Annotated in this window: 15 protein-coding genes; 14 read left to right on the top strand and 1 reads right to left on the bottom strand. The window is 65.4% G+C overall.

All coding sequences use genetic code 11. The features are described from left to right. The 7 genes from FNJ47_RS36425 to FNJ47_RS36395 all read left to right on the top strand — a co-directional run. Positions 1 to 198, top strand: a 198-nt coding sequence (locus FNJ47_RS36425; RefSeq protein ID WP_163160719.1) for a helix-hairpin-helix domain-containing protein, incomplete at its 5' end; no start/stop codon positions are given. 192 nt (positions 199 to 390) lie between these two features. After that, positions 391 to 1,005: a CDP-diacylglycerol--glycerol-3-phosphate 3-phosphatidyltransferase gene (gene pgsA, locus FNJ47_RS36420; RefSeq protein ID WP_163160718.1), complete on the top strand. Its 615-nt coding sequence runs from the start codon at positions 391 to 393 to the stop codon at positions 1,003 to 1,005. Beyond that, the gene (gene moaD / locus FNJ47_RS36415; protein ID WP_163160717.1) at positions 1,002 to 1,253 is read left to right on the top strand and encodes a molybdopterin converting factor subunit 1; all 252 of its coding nucleotides are present in this window, start codon (positions 1,002 to 1,004) and stop codon (positions 1,251 to 1,253) included. Before pgsA ends, moaD begins: the two co-directional genes overlap by 4 nt. A gap of 8 nt (positions 1,254 to 1,261) precedes the next feature. Further along, a complete protein-coding gene (locus FNJ47_RS36410; protein ID WP_163160716.1) occupies positions 1,262 to 1,729 on the top strand; it encodes a molybdenum cofactor biosynthesis protein MoaE in 468 nt (155 codons plus the stop codon). Then, complete coding sequence (gene prmB, locus FNJ47_RS36405) at positions 1,729 to 2,712, top strand: 50S ribosomal protein L3 N(5)-glutamine methyltransferase (RefSeq protein WP_163160715.1); 984 nt, start codon at positions 1,729 to 1,731, stop codon at positions 2,710 to 2,712. Before FNJ47_RS36410 ends, prmB begins: the two co-directional genes overlap by 1 nt. A gap of 179 nt (positions 2,713 to 2,891) precedes the next feature. Beyond that, entirely contained in the window at positions 2,892 to 4,304 is a 1,413-nt protein-coding gene (locus FNJ47_RS36400) for an EAL domain-containing protein (protein ID WP_163160714.1), read from the top strand. A gap of 15 nt (positions 4,305 to 4,319) precedes the next feature. Then, a complete protein-coding gene (locus FNJ47_RS36395; RefSeq protein WP_163160713.1) occupies positions 4,320 to 5,174 on the top strand; it encodes a TIGR01459 family HAD-type hydrolase in 855 nt (284 codons plus the stop codon). Between the two features lie 429 nt (positions 5,175 to 5,603). On the opposite strand, the gene FNJ47_RS36390 is transcribed toward FNJ47_RS36395, so the two are convergent. Next, positions 5,604 to 5,999 (bottom strand): response regulator, encoded by a 396-nt coding sequence (locus tag FNJ47_RS36390; RefSeq protein ID WP_016844467.1) that lies wholly within the window; start codon positions 5,997 to 5,999, stop codon positions 5,604 to 5,606. Positions 6,000 to 6,213: 214 nt separating this feature from the next. On the opposite strand from FNJ47_RS36390, the gene FNJ47_RS36385 reads away from it, so the two are divergent. The 7 genes from FNJ47_RS36385 to FNJ47_RS36355 all read left to right on the top strand — a co-directional run bounded on the left by FNJ47_RS36385 (position 6,214) and on the right by FNJ47_RS36355 (position 15,600). Beyond that, complete coding sequence (locus tag FNJ47_RS36385; RefSeq protein WP_163160712.1) at positions 6,214 to 7,197, top strand: bifunctional riboflavin kinase/FAD synthetase; 984 nt, start codon at positions 6,214 to 6,216, stop codon at positions 7,195 to 7,197. Positions 7,198 to 7,214: 17 nt separating this feature from the next. Next, the gene (locus FNJ47_RS36380) at positions 7,215 to 7,742 is read left to right on the top strand and encodes a sugar O-acetyltransferase (RefSeq protein WP_163160720.1); all 528 of its coding nucleotides are present in this window, start codon (positions 7,215 to 7,217) and stop codon (positions 7,740 to 7,742) included. Between the two features lie 396 nt (positions 7,743 to 8,138). Next, positions 8,139 to 11,138 carry an isoleucine--tRNA ligase gene (ileS, locus tag FNJ47_RS36375; RefSeq protein ID WP_163160711.1) on the top strand — a complete coding sequence of 1,000 codons (3,000 nt, stop codon included), beginning with the start codon at positions 8,139 to 8,141 and terminating at the stop codon, positions 11,136 to 11,138. Between the two features lie 149 nt (positions 11,139 to 11,287). Continuing rightward, on the top strand, positions 11,288 to 11,785 hold the full coding sequence (lspA, locus tag FNJ47_RS36370; protein ID WP_163160710.1) for a signal peptidase II: 498 nt from the start codon (positions 11,288 to 11,290) through the stop codon (positions 11,783 to 11,785). A gap of 102 nt (positions 11,786 to 11,887) precedes the next feature. Further along, entirely contained in the window at positions 11,888 to 12,619 is a 732-nt protein-coding gene (locus FNJ47_RS36365; protein WP_163160709.1) for a hypothetical protein, read from the top strand. A gap of 234 nt (positions 12,620 to 12,853) precedes the next feature. Then, positions 12,854 to 14,239: a M16 family metallopeptidase gene (locus tag FNJ47_RS36360; RefSeq protein WP_165446025.1), complete on the top strand. Its 1,386-nt coding sequence runs from the start codon at positions 12,854 to 12,856 to the stop codon at positions 14,237 to 14,239. Then, the gene (locus FNJ47_RS36355; protein ID WP_163160707.1) at positions 14,236 to 15,600 is read left to right on the top strand and encodes an insulinase family protein; all 1,365 of its coding nucleotides are present in this window, start codon (positions 14,236 to 14,238) and stop codon (positions 15,598 to 15,600) included. Before FNJ47_RS36360 ends, FNJ47_RS36355 begins: the two co-directional genes overlap by 4 nt. The last annotated feature ends 187 nt before the right edge of the window (positions 15,601 to 15,787 follow it).

The following is a 15,787-nucleotide window of genomic DNA, read 5'->3' as shown; positions in this document are numbered from 1 at the left end:
CGCAAGAAGGACATCCGCGTGGCCGGCCTCCAGGAGATCCCGGGGATCGGCCCGTCGCGCAAACGTGCCTTGCTGCATCACTTCGGAACGCTCAAGGAGATCGAGCGGGCCTCGATCGCCGACCTCGGCAAGGTTCCCGGCGTCAGCGCCGAGAGTGCCCGCAAGATTTTCGAGTTTTTCCACGCCCAGCCGGGTTAAACCAAAGGCGAGTCATCAGGGCGTCGCCTGCGACAGGGCATCTAGGGCATGATGCGGCAAAGTGTGCGGCGGCTGTCCGAAAAAATCGCGACTAAACAAGGAGCTAAGCCGCCATGACGATTCAGCGTAATCTCGGCGCACTTTGGCGTCCGCACGGTTGACCTTCTCGCTTCAGCGGTATTGGTAGAACGGATGAACATCGCCACGACCCGGGGACAGACCAAGACCATGTCCCTTCCGAATATCCTGACCTACGCCCGGATCGCCGCGATCCCGGTGGTGATCGGCTGCGTCTACTGGCAGTCGGTCCTGGACGGCCCGTTGTGGCTGCGCTGGGTGGCGCTGGCCGTGTTCATTGCGGCGGGGATCACCGACTATCTCGACGGCTACTACGCCCGGATGTGGGACCAGCAATCGGCGTTCGGCCGGATGCTCGATCCGATCGCCGACAAGCTCCTGGTCGCCTCCAGCCTCTTGATGCTGGCCGCCGACAATTCGATCCACGGCTGGACGCTGTGGGCGGCGATCGTGATCCTGTGCCGCGAGATCCTGGTCTCGGGTCTGCGCGAATATCTCGCAGGGCTCCGGGTCAGCGTTCCCGTCACCAAGCTCGCGAAATGGAAGACCACGATCCAGCTGGTGGCGATCGGCTTCCTGATCGCCGGCGAAGCGGGCGAGCAGGTCTTTCCGGCCACCACGCTGATCGGCATCGTGCTGCTGTGGATGTCGGCGATCTTCACGATCTACACCGGCTGGGATTACTTCCGCGCCGGCATCCATCACCTCATCAAGGAGGATGAGGGATGAAGCTGAAATATTTCGCCTGGGTGCGGGAACGCATCGGCAAGACTGAGGAGATCGTCGAGCCGCCGGCCGAGGTGCGCACCGTCGGCGAATTGATCGGCTGGCTTGCCGCGCGCGACGACGCCTATGCCTATGCCTTCGAGAAGCCCACGGTGATCCGCGCCGCGATCGACCACGCTCATGTTAAGCAGGATGCGGCAATCGTCGGCGCCCGCGAGATCGCGTTCTTCCCGCCGATGACCGGCGGCTAAATCTTCCGATGACCGTTGCAGCGACCATTCGCATCCAGGAACCCGACTTCGACGTCGCGCAGGAGATTGCCGCCTTGAGCAAGGGCCGCACCGATGTCGGCGCGGTGGTCAGCTTCAGCGGCATCTGCCGCGGCAGCGAACAGGGCGAGCCGATCGCGGCACTGACGCTCGAACATTACCCGGGCATGGCGGAAGCCGAAATTTCGCGCCATGCCGACGAGGCGCTGGCGCGCTGGCCGTTGCAGGGCCTCACCATCATCCATCGCTTCGGCCGCATCGCGCCGGGCGAGAACATCGTGCTGGTCGTGACCGCCTCGGCGCACCGGCAGGCCGCGTTCGAGGCAGCCGAGTTCCTGATGGATTATCTGAAGACCAACGCCCCGTTCTGGAAGCGCGAGGAAAGCGCGCGCGGCACCAGCTGGATCGAGGCGCGCGACCATGACGACGCGGCCGCCGCGCGCTGGACCAAATCCTGATGGCCAAGCGCAGCAAAGTGCCGGCCAGGCGCAGTCCCGCCGCTCCGAGAGCGCCCAAGGAAGCGGCCAAGAAAGCGCCCAAGGTCGGCGCCGGCGAGCTTCACACCCTGTTCGATCACCTGCGCTACGCGGTGAGCCGCTTCAACGCCGCCAAGCTCGTGTTCGCGCACGGCACCACCGATCCGGTGGCCGAAGCCGCGTTCCTGATCTGCGAGACACTGCATTTGCATCCCGACCAGTTCGAGAATTTTGCGACCGCGCGCGTTACCATCGCCGAAGGCAAGCAGATCCTCGACCTGATCGAGCGGCGGATCGCGACCCGAAAGCCGGCCGCCTATCTCGTCAACAAGGTCTATATGCGCGGCCTGCCGTTCTACGTCGACGAGCGCACCATCGTGCCGCGCTCCTTCATCGGTGAATTGCTGGATTCGCATTTCGGCGGCGACGAGGACGGTACCTCGCTGATCGGCGACCCCGAGGAGGTCGAAGCCGTGCTCGATCTCTGCACCGGCTCCGGCTGCCTGGCGATCCTGGCCGCCCGGCATTTCGCCAATGCCGCGGTCGATGCGGTCGACATCTCAAAGGATGCGCTCGAGGTCGCCGCGCGCAACGTTGCCGACCACGGTCTCGACGATCGCGTCACGCTCCATCGCGGCGACCTGTTCAAGCAGCTCGGCGACAAGCGCTACGATTTCATCATCTCCAACCCGCCTTATGTCGACGCCGAAGGCATGGCGGCGCTGCCACGCGAGTGCCGGGCCGAGCCGAAGATCGCGTTCGACGGCGGCGCCGACGGGCTCGACATCGTCCGCCGGCTGCTCGATCAGGCCAAGCGACATCTGACCCCGCAGGGTGGGCTGCTCTGCGAGATCGGCCGTGGCCGCGAGAATCTGGAGGCCGCCTACCCCAACCTGCCGCTGCTCTGGCTCGACACCGAGGACTCCGAGGGCGAGGTGTTCTGGATCGCTGCCGCGGACCTCTGACCGGCGTGCCGCGGCGGGCTCCGGCCGATAACCGGGCCCCGACTCCGAAGCACGATTTGGGCGAAGCGAAAATCGTGTGCAGTTCCAGCCGGTTCTCAAGATCGCTGACCCGTCGAATCAACAATGGTGCTAGAGTCCCGCTTCGGGGACGTTCGAAGAGAGGGCGCGGGCGCGCGGCAATGATTCGCATTTCGACGATCTTCATCGCCATATGCATGGTGCTGGTCGCAGCCTCGCTCGGCTTCGTGCTGTATTCGGTGGCCGGCATCAGCGGATCGGAATCGGCGATCGTGGCGCTCACCGCCCTCACCTGCCTGATCCTCTACAACGCCGTCTCGATGCGGTTGCGCGACCGCAGCGATGTCGGCGGCCAGATCGCGGATCTGTCGCGCGGCACCGCCGACCTCGCCCGCCAGATCGCCGAATTCGGCCGCCGGCTGGCCGCGGTCGAAGGCCGGGTCGCCTCGGCCAACTCCACCGGCGCCGACCGGATGCAGGGCCTGGCCGGCGAGATCAGCGAGCTCGGCGGACTGGTGCGGCAGCTTGCGGCGTCCGTCGCCCATCACGAGGACCTGCTGGCACCAACTCCCGTGGCACAGCCGGCCGCCTCGCCGCGAGACGATCTGCTGCAACCGGTCGCCCCCGCGCCGACCGTCGCGTTTGCATCCCCGCCGCCGGCTGCGCCTCCGCCGCCGGTCTCACGCAGCCAGGCCCAGCTGATTGGCGCGATCAAGCACGCCATCGACGAGAACCGCCTCGACATCTACCTGCAGCCGATGGTGACGCTGCCGCAGCGCAAGGTGCGCTATTACGAGGCGGTGACACGGCTGCGCGACGAGCGCGACCAGGTCCTCGCCGCCGACGATTTCATCGGGGCGGCCGAGGCCAACGGCCTGATCGGCCGCATCGATCACATGGTGATGCTCCGCTGCGTCCAGGTGCTGCGCCGCCTGATGATCCGCAGCAAGGATGTCGGCGTGTTCTGCAACGTCTCGGCGGCGACGCTGGCCAATCCGGCGCACTTCACCCAGTGTCTCGACTTCCTCGAAGCCAACCGTGCGCTGGCGCCGTCCTTCGTGCTCGAGTTCAAGCAGGCGACCTTCCGCAATCTCGGCCCGGTCGAAAGCGAGAACCTCGCGGCGCTGTCGCAACGCGGCTACCGGTTCTCGATCGACCATGTCAGCGACCTTCGCCTCGAACCGCGCGAGCTCGCCGATCGCGGCGTCCGCTTCATCAAGGTGCCCGCCGCCTTGCTGCTCGACGCCAGGCAGAGCGCGGCGACCGATATCCATCCTTCCGATCTCTCCGACCTGCTCGGCCGCTTCGGCATCGACCTGATCGCCGAACGGATCGAGGGCGAGCGCTCGGTGGTCGATCTGCTCGACTACGATGTCCGGTTCGGCCAGGGTTTCCTGTTCGCGCCGCCGCGGCCGTTGCGGCCGGAAGGGGCATCTGCTACCGCCGAGGCTCCGCAGGCCAACCCCCAGGACCTTAATGGCGCCGGCACTTCAGCATCTGTCTCCAGTCCCGCAGCTCCGCAGCGCACAACCGGCAGCGCCGCGCTGGCGCGCCGCGCGCTCGGTCCGACCTGACCAACGGATCGCATCATGACTTCGCTGCGTTTCGTGGAGCGGCTGCGCGACCTCACCGGCGATGTCGACGTCGTGCTCTCGGACATCTGGGGCGTCGTGCACAACGGGCTCGAATCCTTTCCCGAGGCCTGCGAGGCACTGCACACATTCCGCCAGCGCGGCGGCACCGTCATCCTGATCACCAACGCGCCGCGTCCGGCCGATTCCGTGCAGCGCCAGCTGCGCAAGCTCGGCGTCGCCGACGAGACCTATGACGCGATCGTCTCCTCGGGCGACCTGACGCGGCACTTCGTGGCCGACCATCCCGGCCAGAAGATCTTCTGGATCGGGCCGGAGCGCGACAGCTCGATCCACCGCGGCCTCGACGCCACCATGGTGCCGCTGGAGCAGGCCGACTACATCATCTGCACCGGCCTGTTCGACGACGAGACCGAATCCGCCGAGGATTATCGCGACACGCTGCTCAAGGCGCTCGCGCGCAAGCTCACGCTGGTCTGCGCCAACCCCGATATCGTGGTCGAGCGCGGCGACCGGCTGATCTACTGCGCCGGCGCGGTCGCCGAGCTGTATCGCGAGCTCGGCGGCGAGGTGATCTTCTACGGCAAGCCGCACCGGCCGATCTATGAGCGCGCCATGGCGCTGGCCACTGAGCGCCGCGGGCGTCCGACCGAGCTCAGCCGCGTGCTCGCGATCGGCGATTCCGTGCGCACCGACCTGACCGGCGCCCATAACTTCGGCATCGACCTGTTGTTCGTCACCCGCGGCATCCATTCGGAAGAGTTCGAGGGCATCGAGCAGCTCGATCCGGCATCGGTGAAAGAATTGTTCGGCCATCCGCCGCGCGCGCTGATGCGCGAGCTGAAGTGGTAGCGGCGAGCTCTCTGCGCCCCCTCTCCCCGTCCTTAACGGGGTGAGGGGCTGCTTCCGCGAGTAACGAACGCGGTTAGATCGGTACCCCCTCACCCGGATCGCATTTCGCTCCGCTGCATGCGACATAGCCGAAGCTCTGCTTCGGCGTGCTTTAGTGACGGCCGCCGCAGCGGCCTATGCCTCTCCCCGCAAGCGGGGCGAGGTGAAGGGGCGCGCTGCCCAAAATATCGAAAACAACCCCATGCAAAGTAGCCCACGGCGCCGGGTGTTCGACCCGTCGCCTTGACACGTCGGGCAACTCAGAGCTATATTTCTAATATTCCGAAATCACGCGTGCGTCCGCTCGCCTTACTTTCAACCCCAAAGACGCAAATGCCCGGGACAAGCCCGGGCATGACGTGAATTCAGTCGATGCGATGGACGAGCGTCTTACGCCGTCGCCATGTCCGGGAAGACCGCCTCGATCTTGGTCTTCAGCGTGGCGGCGTTGAACGGCTTGACGATGTAGTTGTTCACGCCGGCCTTCTTGGCCGCGATCACGTTCTCGGTCTTCGATTCCGCCGTGATCATGATGAAGGGCGTGGTCGCGAGATTGGGATCGGCGCGGACTTCCTTGAGCAGGTCGTAGCCGGTCATCGGCTCCATGTTCCAGTCGGAAATCACCAGGCCGTATTTCTTGCCGCGCATCTTGTTGAGCGCCGCGGAGCCGTCGGAGGCATCGTCGATGTTCTCGAATCCAAGCTGCTTGAGAAGATTCCGGATGATGCGGATCATGGTGCTGTAATCATCAACCACCAGAACCGGCATGGACAAATCAACCGCCATCTTTCCCCCCAAAACCACTGACGCAACTTGGCTTCTGCACAAACGCAGCTTTCCGCCAACGACTAACAGCAGGCGTTAAACAGCGCGTTAACCGGCTGAATCCGGATTGTTACGGATTTGACGCGATTTTCGCTACGCTTGACTTCCACGCCGCCGCCGCGTCACGGTCCGGCGCGCAACAATCATGCTTAAGAATCCTTGAAGAATCCCTGACATGAGCACCGGCTTTACCGTTATCCGCGACAACACCCCCGAAAGCGCCATTCCGAAGGGCGCCGTGGTCGCGATGGGAAATTTCGACGGCGTCCATCTCGGTCACCGCGCCGTGATCGGCGCGGCGCTCGCGATGGGCAAGACGCACGGCGTGCCCGCGCTCGCCGTGACCTTCGAGCCGCATCCGCGCAGCTTCTTCAGCCCGAACACCCCGCAATTCCGTCTCACGGACGAGACCAACAAGCTGCGGCTTCTCGCAGCCACCGGGCTCGCGGGTGCCGTCGTCATGACCTTCGACAAGGCGCGCGCCGGGACCACGGCACAGGATTTCATCCACCATGACCTGATCGAGAGGCTCGGCATCAGCGGCATCGCGGTCGGCTACGACTTCCATTTCGGCAAGGGCCGGGTCGGCTCGCCGAGCCTGCTGGTCAGCGAAGCACCGCGGCTCGGCATCGAGGTCGATGTGCAGGCGCATGTCGACATCGAGGAGCGCCCGGTTTCCTCCAGCGCCATCCGCATGGCGCTCGCCGAAGGCCAGGTCGACGAAGCCACCATGATGCTGGGCGGACCGTGGTTCGTCACCGGCAAGGTGATCCATGGCGAGAAGCGCGGCCGCGACCTCGGCTACCCCACCGCCAACATCCGCCTCGACAAGCATTGCGGCCTCAAGCACGGCATCTATGCGGTGCGGGTCGGCAAGGCGCAGGGCAACGACAAGGTGCGGTTCGATGGCGTCGCCAGCTTCGGCCGCCGCCCGACCTTCGACAACGGCGCGCCGCTGCTCGAGGTGTTCCTGTTCGACTTCAAGGGCGATCTGTACGACACGGTCCTTGATGTCGCATTCATCGGTTTCATTCGCGAAGAGCTGAAATTCGACACCATCGAGGCGTTGATACGCCAGATGGATGACGACAGCGCCAAGGCGCGCGCGCACCTCGCCGCCGCGCCCGACGCGTTCCCGCAGCTCGGAGTGATTGGTTGAAGACAGAGAAAGAGAAAATGCTGGCGGGCGAGCTGTATCGCCCGGATGCGGAGCTTGCCGCCGACCATACCGCGGCGGAACACTGGATGGCGCGCTACAATGCGGCAGGCGCATCCTCCGCGGGCGAGTTGCACGCGTTGCTCTCCGAACGCTTCCGGAAGGTCGGCAAGGCCGCCGTGATCCGCCCGCCGTTCTTCTGCGACTACGGCAGCAATATCAGCCTCGGCGACGGCGTGTTCCTCAACTTCAACTGCGTGATCCTCGACGTCGTCACGGTCGTGATCGGCGATCGCACCCAGATCGGGCCCGCGGTGCAGATCTATACCGCCGACCACCCGCGCGATGCCGAAACCCGGCGCGCCGGGCTGGAATTCGGGCGCCCGATCCGGATCGGCAGCGACGTCTGGATCGGCGGGGGCGCCATCATCCTCCCCGGCGTCACCATCGGCGACGGCGCCCTGGTCGGGGCCGGCAGCGTGGTGACGCGGGACGTCGCCTCAGGGACGATCGTAGCCGGAAATCCGGCCCGGCCGCGCGCCAGTTAGTGACGGTGAGAGATAGAACAAGCAATCTCCCCACCCCCGTCGTCCTGGCGAAAGCCAGGACCCATTTCCACTGAATTTGGCCGGGAGCGGGATGGTGGCCCCAGCACCGCAACAACATGCCCTTGGGGTAATGAGTCCTGGCTTTCGCCAGGACGACGTTGAATGTCTTGTGCGCCCAGTGGGCGGCGGCTCCCTCGGAACAGTCCGCCGGCATGGGGGCTTTGCGATTTCCCCGCTTGGCTGCTATGGAAACCCGATGTTTTCGCGGCGCATCATACCGATTAGCGGCCCGGCTTCCGCCTGAGCCTGAAGGCTCGGCGCAAGACCGGGATTTTCGCCGTTTTCACCCGCGATTGACCGCGTATCCGCGCCCGCACCTGCCAAATCAGAGCTTTCATGTCCGACAAGCCGCAAAAGACCGACGCCAACGACTATTCCAAGACCCTTTATCTGCCGCAGACGGAATTCCCGATGCGCGCCGGCCTGCCCCAGCGCGAGCCGGAACTCCTGAAATACTGGAGCGACATCGGCCTCTACGACAAGCTCCGCCGGGAAGCCGAGGGCCGCGCCAAATTCGTGCTGCATGACGGCCCGCCCTACGCCAACGGCAACATCCACATCGGACACGCGCTGAACAAGATCCTCAAGGACGTCGTGACCAAGAGCCAGCAGATGCTCGGCTTCGACTCCAACTACGTGCCGGGCTGGGACTGCCACGGCCTGCCGATCGAATGGAAGATCGAGGAGGAGAACTACCGCTCCAAGGGCAAGCAGAAGCCCGACTTCCGCGATTCCGCCGCGATGGTCGCGTTCCGCCGGGAATGCCGCGCCTATGCGACGCACTGGATCAACGTGCAGCGCGAGGAGTTCAAGCGGCTCGGCATCATCGGCGACTGGGACCATCCCTATCAGACCATGAGCTATCCGGCCGAGGCGCAGATCGCCCGCGAGCTGATGAAGTTCGCCGCCAACGGCACGCTCTATCGCGGCTCCAAGCCCGTGATGTGGAGCGTGGTCGAGAAGACTGCGCTCGCCGAAGCCGAGGTCGAATACGAGGACTACACCTCCGACATGGTGTGGGTGAAATTCCCGGTCACCTCACCGGCGCATGGTGCGCTGGCCAATGCCTCGGTGGTGATCTGGACCACCACGCCATGGACGCTGCCAGGCAACCGCGCAATCTCGTTCTCGCCGAAGATCGCCTATGGCCTCTACAGGGTGACGGATGCGCCCGCGGACAATTGGGCGAAGACCGGTGATCTCCTGATCCTGGCCGATGCGCTCGCCGCCGAGGTGTTCAAGCAGGCGCGCGTGACGTCCTATGAGAAGGTCCGCGATATTCCCGGCGACACGCTGGATGCCGTGGAATGCGCTCATCCGTTGAAGGGCTTTGGCGGCGGCTACGAATTCACCGTGCCGCTGCTCGACGGCGAGCATGTCACCGACGACACCGGTACCGGCTTCGTGCACACCGCGCCGAGCCACGGCCGCGAGGACTTCGATGTCTGGACGGCCAACACCCGCGAGCTCGATGCGCGCGGCATCCCGACTGCGATCCCCTACACCGTCGACGAGAACGGCGCCTACACCGCGCAGGCGCCGGGCTTCACCGGCAAGCGTGTGCTCAACGACAAGGGCGAGAAGGGCGACGCCAACGAGGCCGTGATCAAGGCGCTGATCGAGGCCGGCAGACTGCTGGCGCGCGGCCGCCTCAAGCATCAATATCCGCATTCCTGGCGTTCCAAGAAGCCGGTGATCTTCCGCAACACGCCGCAATGGTTCATCGCGATGGACAAGCCCATCGTGGAGCACGGCCATGCGAAGAAGGGCGACACGCTGCGCGCCCGCGCGCTGCACGCGATCTCGGTCACGCAATGGGTGCCGCCGGCCGGCGAGAACCGCATCAACGGCATGATCGCCAACCGCCCGGACTGGGTGATCTCGCGCCAGCGCGCCTGGGGCGTGCCGATCGCCGTGTTCGTGCGCGAGAACGCCGACGGCTCGGCCGAGATCCTGCAGGACGAGGTCGTCAACCAGCGCATCACCGAGGCGTTCATGGAGGAAGGCGCCGACGCCTGGTACATGGACGGCGCCCGCGAGCGCTTCCTTGGGGAGCGGGCGTCCGAGAACTGGAAGAAGGTCGACGACATCTGCGACGTCTGGTTCGATTCCGGCTCCACGCACGCCTTCGTGCTGGAAGACCGCCAGAACTTCCCGCAGCTCGGCAACATCGTCCGCAAGGTCGATGGCGGCAATGACACCGTGATGTATCTCGAAGGCAGTGACCAGCATCGCGGCTGGTTCCACTCGTCGCTGCTGGAAAGCGCCGGCACCCGCGGGCGCGCGCCGTACGACATCGTGCTGACCCACGGCTTCACGCTCGATGAGAACGGCCGCAAGATGTCGAAGTCGCTCGGCAACACGGTCGATCCGCAGAAGGTGATCAAGGATTCCGGTGCAGATATCCTGCGCCTGTGGGTCTGCGCCACCGACTATGCCGACGACCAGCGCATCGGCCCGGAGATCCTGAAGAACACCATCGAGACCTATCGCAAGCTGCGGAACTCGATCCGCTGGATGCTCGGCACGCTGCACCACTTCAAGCCGAGCGAGAAGGTCGCCTTTGCCGAGATGCCCGAGCTCGAGCGGCTGATGCTGCACGAACTGGCCGGCCACACCGAGACCATCCGCAAGGCCTATGCCGCGTTCGACTACAAGACCGTGGTCGCCACGCTCGCAGCCTTCATGAACTCCGAGCTGTCGGCGTTCTACTTCGACATCCGCAAGGACACGCTGTATTGCGATCCGCCGTCCTCGGTGGCGCGCAAGGCGGCGCTGACCACGATCGACTTGCTCTGCGACGCGATCCTGAAATGGCTGGCTCCGATCCTCAGCTTCACCACCGACGAGGCCTGGCGGATGTACCGGCCGAACGCCGAGCCTTCGGTGCATCTCACGCTGTTCCCCGAAGGTCTCGAGCAGTTCCGCGACGACGCCCTCGCCGCGAAGTGGGAGACGATCCGTAACGTCCGCCGCGTCGTCACCGGTGCGCTCGAGCTCGAACGCGCCGCCAAGCGGATCGGCTCGTCGCTCGAGGCCTCGCCGGTGATCTACGTCGCCGACCGCGCGATGCTGGCAACGCTGTTCGACATCGATCTCGCCGAGGTCTGCATCACCTCGAACTACGAGGTGCGCGAGGGCGAGGCGCCGGCTAATGCCTTCCGCCTCGACGCGGTACCCGGCGTTGCCGTGGTGGTCGAGAAGGCGGTCGGCACGAAGTGCGCCCGGTCGTGGAAGATCCTCCCCGATATCGGCGCGGATCCCGAGTATCCCGACGTCTCGCCGCGCGACGCGCAGGCGCTGCGCGAATGGAAGGCGCTGGGGGTCAGCGCCTAACGTCCGCCGTCGTCCCTGCGAAAGCAGGGACCCATAACCACCGCTGCCTGGAATGGACTGAGGTTGATGACTCCGAGTCATTCAAGCAACACCCGACACAGGGTATGGGTCCCTGCTTTCGCAGGGACGACACCTTTGGTGGGCTGGCAATGACCCCTCCGGTTCGCGCCGGTGTGCTGGCGGCGGTCATTACCCTGATTGCCGACCAGGCCTCCAAGCTCTGGCTGCTCCATGTCCTCGACATCGTGCATCACGCCCCGGTGCAGGTGACGCCGTTCTTCGACCTGGTGCTGGCCTGGAATCCGGGCATCAGCTTCGGCTGGTTCCAGAGCGAGACCCCGGCGGCCCAGATCCTGCTGATGGTGGTCAAGGCTGCCGCCGTGATCGCGCTGGCGATCTGGATGGCGCGCTCCCGGACCTGGCTTGCGACAGTTTCGCTCGGCCTGATCATCGGCGGTGCCGTCGGCAACGGCATCGACCGCTTCGCCTATGGCGCGGTGGTCGATTTTGCCCTGTTTCATGTCGAGATCGGTGGAAAAACCTTCAATTGGTACATCTTCAACCTCGCCGACGTGGCGATCGTTGCTGGCGTGGCGGCCCTATTGTATGATTCCGTCATGGGGACCCCCGCCGTAAAAGCGCCCTGATCCCGGCCGATACGAGCCGGTCGGCGCGGTTGACCTGCACCCAGCGGAACTGCGCGCTAAGCCAGTGATCGCCTTGGCGAATTTTGAGATGGGAATAGCGCGATGCGCAACACCAAAGCCCGCGGTTACCTGATCGAGACGTCCCGGCTGCAGCTGATGCGCGGCCTGCATCTGGCATTCGTCGCGGCCGGAATCGGCCTGGTCATGACGGCCGGCCCGGTGCGTGCCGGCGACGATGACGATGACGGCGATGACGGGCTGACCTTCGAAGAACGGATCGTCGACAATCTGATGACCGGTCTCGGCGCCAAGAGCGCGGCCAGCAAGGGCATCGACTACCGCGAGCGCTCGCCGCTGGTGGTGCCGCCCAAGCTCGACCTGCCCCCGCCCTCCTCGGCCGCCCAGGTCAACGCACCGAACTGGCCGAAAGACCCTGATATCGCCGCGCGCAAGGCCGCGGTCGCGGCGCGCAAGAAGGAAGTGAAGAAGGAGCCGTGGCAGTCGGCAGTGGCGTTGACACCGGCCGAGATCGAGGCGGGCCGCAAGCAGCAGACCGCCACCGACGGCCGGAAGGAGCCGCTGGAGCCCGGCGCCACCACTAATCCGTCGCTGATGCCGAATCAACTCGGTTACACCGGCGGTCTGCTCGGCATGTTCAAGGGGAACAGCAGCGAGTCCAAGCCGTTCAAGGGCGAGCCGACGCGCGAGTCCCTGACCGAGCCGCCGCCGGGCTACCAGACGCCGTCCACGGGCTTTGCCTATGGCACAGGACCGATGCAGCCGGTGGGAAAAGAGGGCCAGTATGACGTCATGACCGGAAAACCGGTGCAGTGATCGCTTGGCGTGACCTGTTGCCGTGACCTCTTGGCGTGATCGCTTGGCGATATCTCCTGGTGCGATCTCTTGGCGCGATCTTTTGGCCTCCGCGGGCGAAGGCTGACATGAGCAAAGCTTAATGCGGGGAGACCTGCGTCTCTCCGGTTCGTGACGACGGGCACGGGCGCGGACCGTGTACGATGGCCTGCTTTCACGCCCCGGCCGTATGTCCGGGCTTTCATAAGGACCGTGATGCGCTCTCGCTCGATTGCCCTGTTCGCTGCCGCATTTGTTTCAACAATCCCGCTGACGGGCGCCAGCCTCCGCGCCCAGACCACCGTCACCTCGGAACGCCCCGCCAGCTTCACGCTCGACAACGGCCTGCAGGTCGTGGTGATCCCCGATCACCGCACGCCAGTCGTCACGCAGATGATCTGGTACAAGGTGGGCTCAGCCGACGAGACGCCCGGCAAATCGGGCCTTGCGCATTTCCTCGAGCATCTGATGTTCAAGGGGACCGCCAAGCACCCGGCCGGCGAGTTCTCGCAGACCGTGCTGCGCGTCGGCGGCAACGAGAACGCCTTCACCTCCAGCGACTACACCGGCTACTTCCAGCGCGTGCCGCGCGAGCAGCTGCCCACCATGATGGAGTTCGAGGCCGATCGCATGACCGGCCTGATCCTCAAGGACGAGAACGTGCTGCCGGAGCGCGACGTCGTGCTCGAGGAGTTCAACATGCGGGTTGCCAACAACCCGGATGCCCGGCTCACCGAGCAGATCATGGCCGCGCTCTATCTCAACCATCCCTATGGCCGGCCGGTGATCGGCTGGCACCAGGAGATCGAGAAGCTCGACCGCGAGGATGCGCTCGCCTTCTACCGGCGCTTCTATGCGCCGAACAACGCGATCCTGGTCATCGCCGGCGACGTCGACGCCAAGGATATCCGCCCGCTGGTCGAGAAGAATTTCGGCCCGATCCCGGCGCAACGTGCGATCTCCGAGAAGCGCGCCCGGCCGCAGGAGCCGACGCCGGCCGCACCACGCACCGTGACGCTGTCGGATCCGCGTGTCGAGCAGCCGAGCTTGCGGCGCTCTTACCTGGTGCCATCGGCGACAACCGGGGCGGCAGGCGAGAGCCAGGCGCTCGATGTGCTCGCGCAATTGATGGGCGGCGGCGCCAATTCCTATCTCTACCGCGCGCTGGTGATCGACAAGGGCCTCGCAATCTCAGCCGGCGCCGGCTACCAGGGCACCGCGCTCGATCCGTCGCAATTCTCGATCTCGGTGACGCCGAAGCCGGGCGTCGAGTTCGCGCAGATCGAGGACGCGATCGACAAGGTGATCGCCGACCTCGCGCAGAACCCCGCGCGCGCCGAGGATCTCGAGCGGGTCAAGACCCAGCTCATCGCGGAAGCGATCTACGCCCAGGACAATCAGGCGACGCTGGCGCGCTGGTATGGCGGCGCGCTGACCACCGGGCTCAGCATCGACGACATCAGAAGCTGGCCGGATCGGATTCGCGCCGTCACCGCCGAGCAGGTGCGCACTACTGCCGCCACCTGGCTCGACAAGAAGCGATCGGTCACCGGCTATCTGATCAAGGATACTGCGCCGAAACGCGAGGAGAAGCGCTCGTGACCTATTCCCTCACCCGCCGCGCGGCGCTGATCGGCGGCGCCTGCGCCGCGCTGCTGACATTGTCGTCGGTCCCCTCGCAGGCCGCGGCCAAGATCCAGCGGCTGGTGTCGCCCGGCGGCATCGAGGCGTGGTTCGTGCAGGATGCGACCGTGCCGCTGATCGCGATGGAATATTCCTTCAGCGGCGGCGCCAGCCAGGATCCGCCCGGCAAGCCCGGCGTCGGCAATCTGGTCGCCGACCTGCTCGACGAGGGCTCCGGCGATCTCGATTCCAAGACCTATCATGAGCGGCTCGAGCGCCGCGCCATCGAGCTGAGCTTCGCAGCGAACCGCGATCAGTTCCGTGGCTCGCTGCGCATGCTCAAGGACAACAAGGACGAAGCCTACGACCTGCTGCGGATGGCGCTGACCTCGCCGCACTTCGAGGCCAAGGACGTCGAGCGCATCCGCGCCCAGGTGATCTCGAACCTGCGCCTCGAATCGACCAATCCGTCGTCGCTGGCCGGCCGCAAGTTCCTCGAGCTCGCATTCGGCGATCATCCCTATGCCAGGACGGCCACCGGTACGATGGAGAGCGTGCCGACGATCGAGATCTCAGATCTGAAGGAGTATACCCGCCGCATCGTCGCCAGGGACACGCTGCGCATCGCCGTGGTCGGCGACGTCGACCCGGAGACGCTCGGCAAGCTGCTCGACAAGACCTTTGGCAGCCTGCCGGCGAAGGCCGAATTGACGCCGATTACCGACGTCGTGGCGACCAAGCCGCCGCAGCGCGCCTTTGTCCCGCTCGACGTGCCGCAGACCGTCGTCACCTTCGGCGGCCCCGGCATCAACCGGCATGACCCGGACTTCATGGCCGCCTATGTGGTGAACCACATTCTCGGCGGCGGCGGGCTGTCGTCGCGGCTCTACAAGGAAGTGCGCGAGAAGCGCGGGCTGGCCTATTCGATCTACGAATCGCTGCTGTGGATGGACCACTCCGCACTGTTCATCGGCAACACCGGCACCCGCGCCGACCGCGCCGGCCAGACCGTCGATGCGATCGATGCGGAAATCCGCCGCATCGCCGAGGACGGTCCGACGCAGCAGGAGCTCGACGAGGCGAAGTCCTATCTGAAGGGCTCGCAGATGCTGGCGCTCGACGCCTCCTCCAAGCTCGCGCAGGCGATGCTGCAATACCAGCTCGACAAGCTGCCGATCGACTACATCGAGAAGCGCAATGCCATCGTCGATGCGGTGACGCTCGACGACGCCAAGCGGGTCGCCAGGAAGCTCTGGGGCAACGGCCTGCTCACCGTGATCGTCGGCCGCGCCCCGCAAGCCGCCGCGCAACCGGCGTCGGCGCCGCCGAAGGCGGACTGACGCGGTTCGGGGCGCATTCGCTTCCTCATACGCACCACCGTTGCGGCCACCCCTCTCCCCACCCTCCCCCGCAAGGGGGGAGGGAGCCTGAGAGGCGTGCTCACCTTACGGCGTGTCACAACTGGCGCGGATACTTCGATTGGTGCAACGCTTCGATCGTCAGGGACGCACAAACGGATGGGCTCCC

The organism is Bradyrhizobium uaiense, assembly GCF_010811875.1.
Lineage (GTDB): Bacteria > Pseudomonadota > Alphaproteobacteria > Rhizobiales > Xanthobacteraceae > Bradyrhizobium > Bradyrhizobium uaiense.
This window is presented reverse-complemented; position numbering and strand designations above follow the sequence as displayed.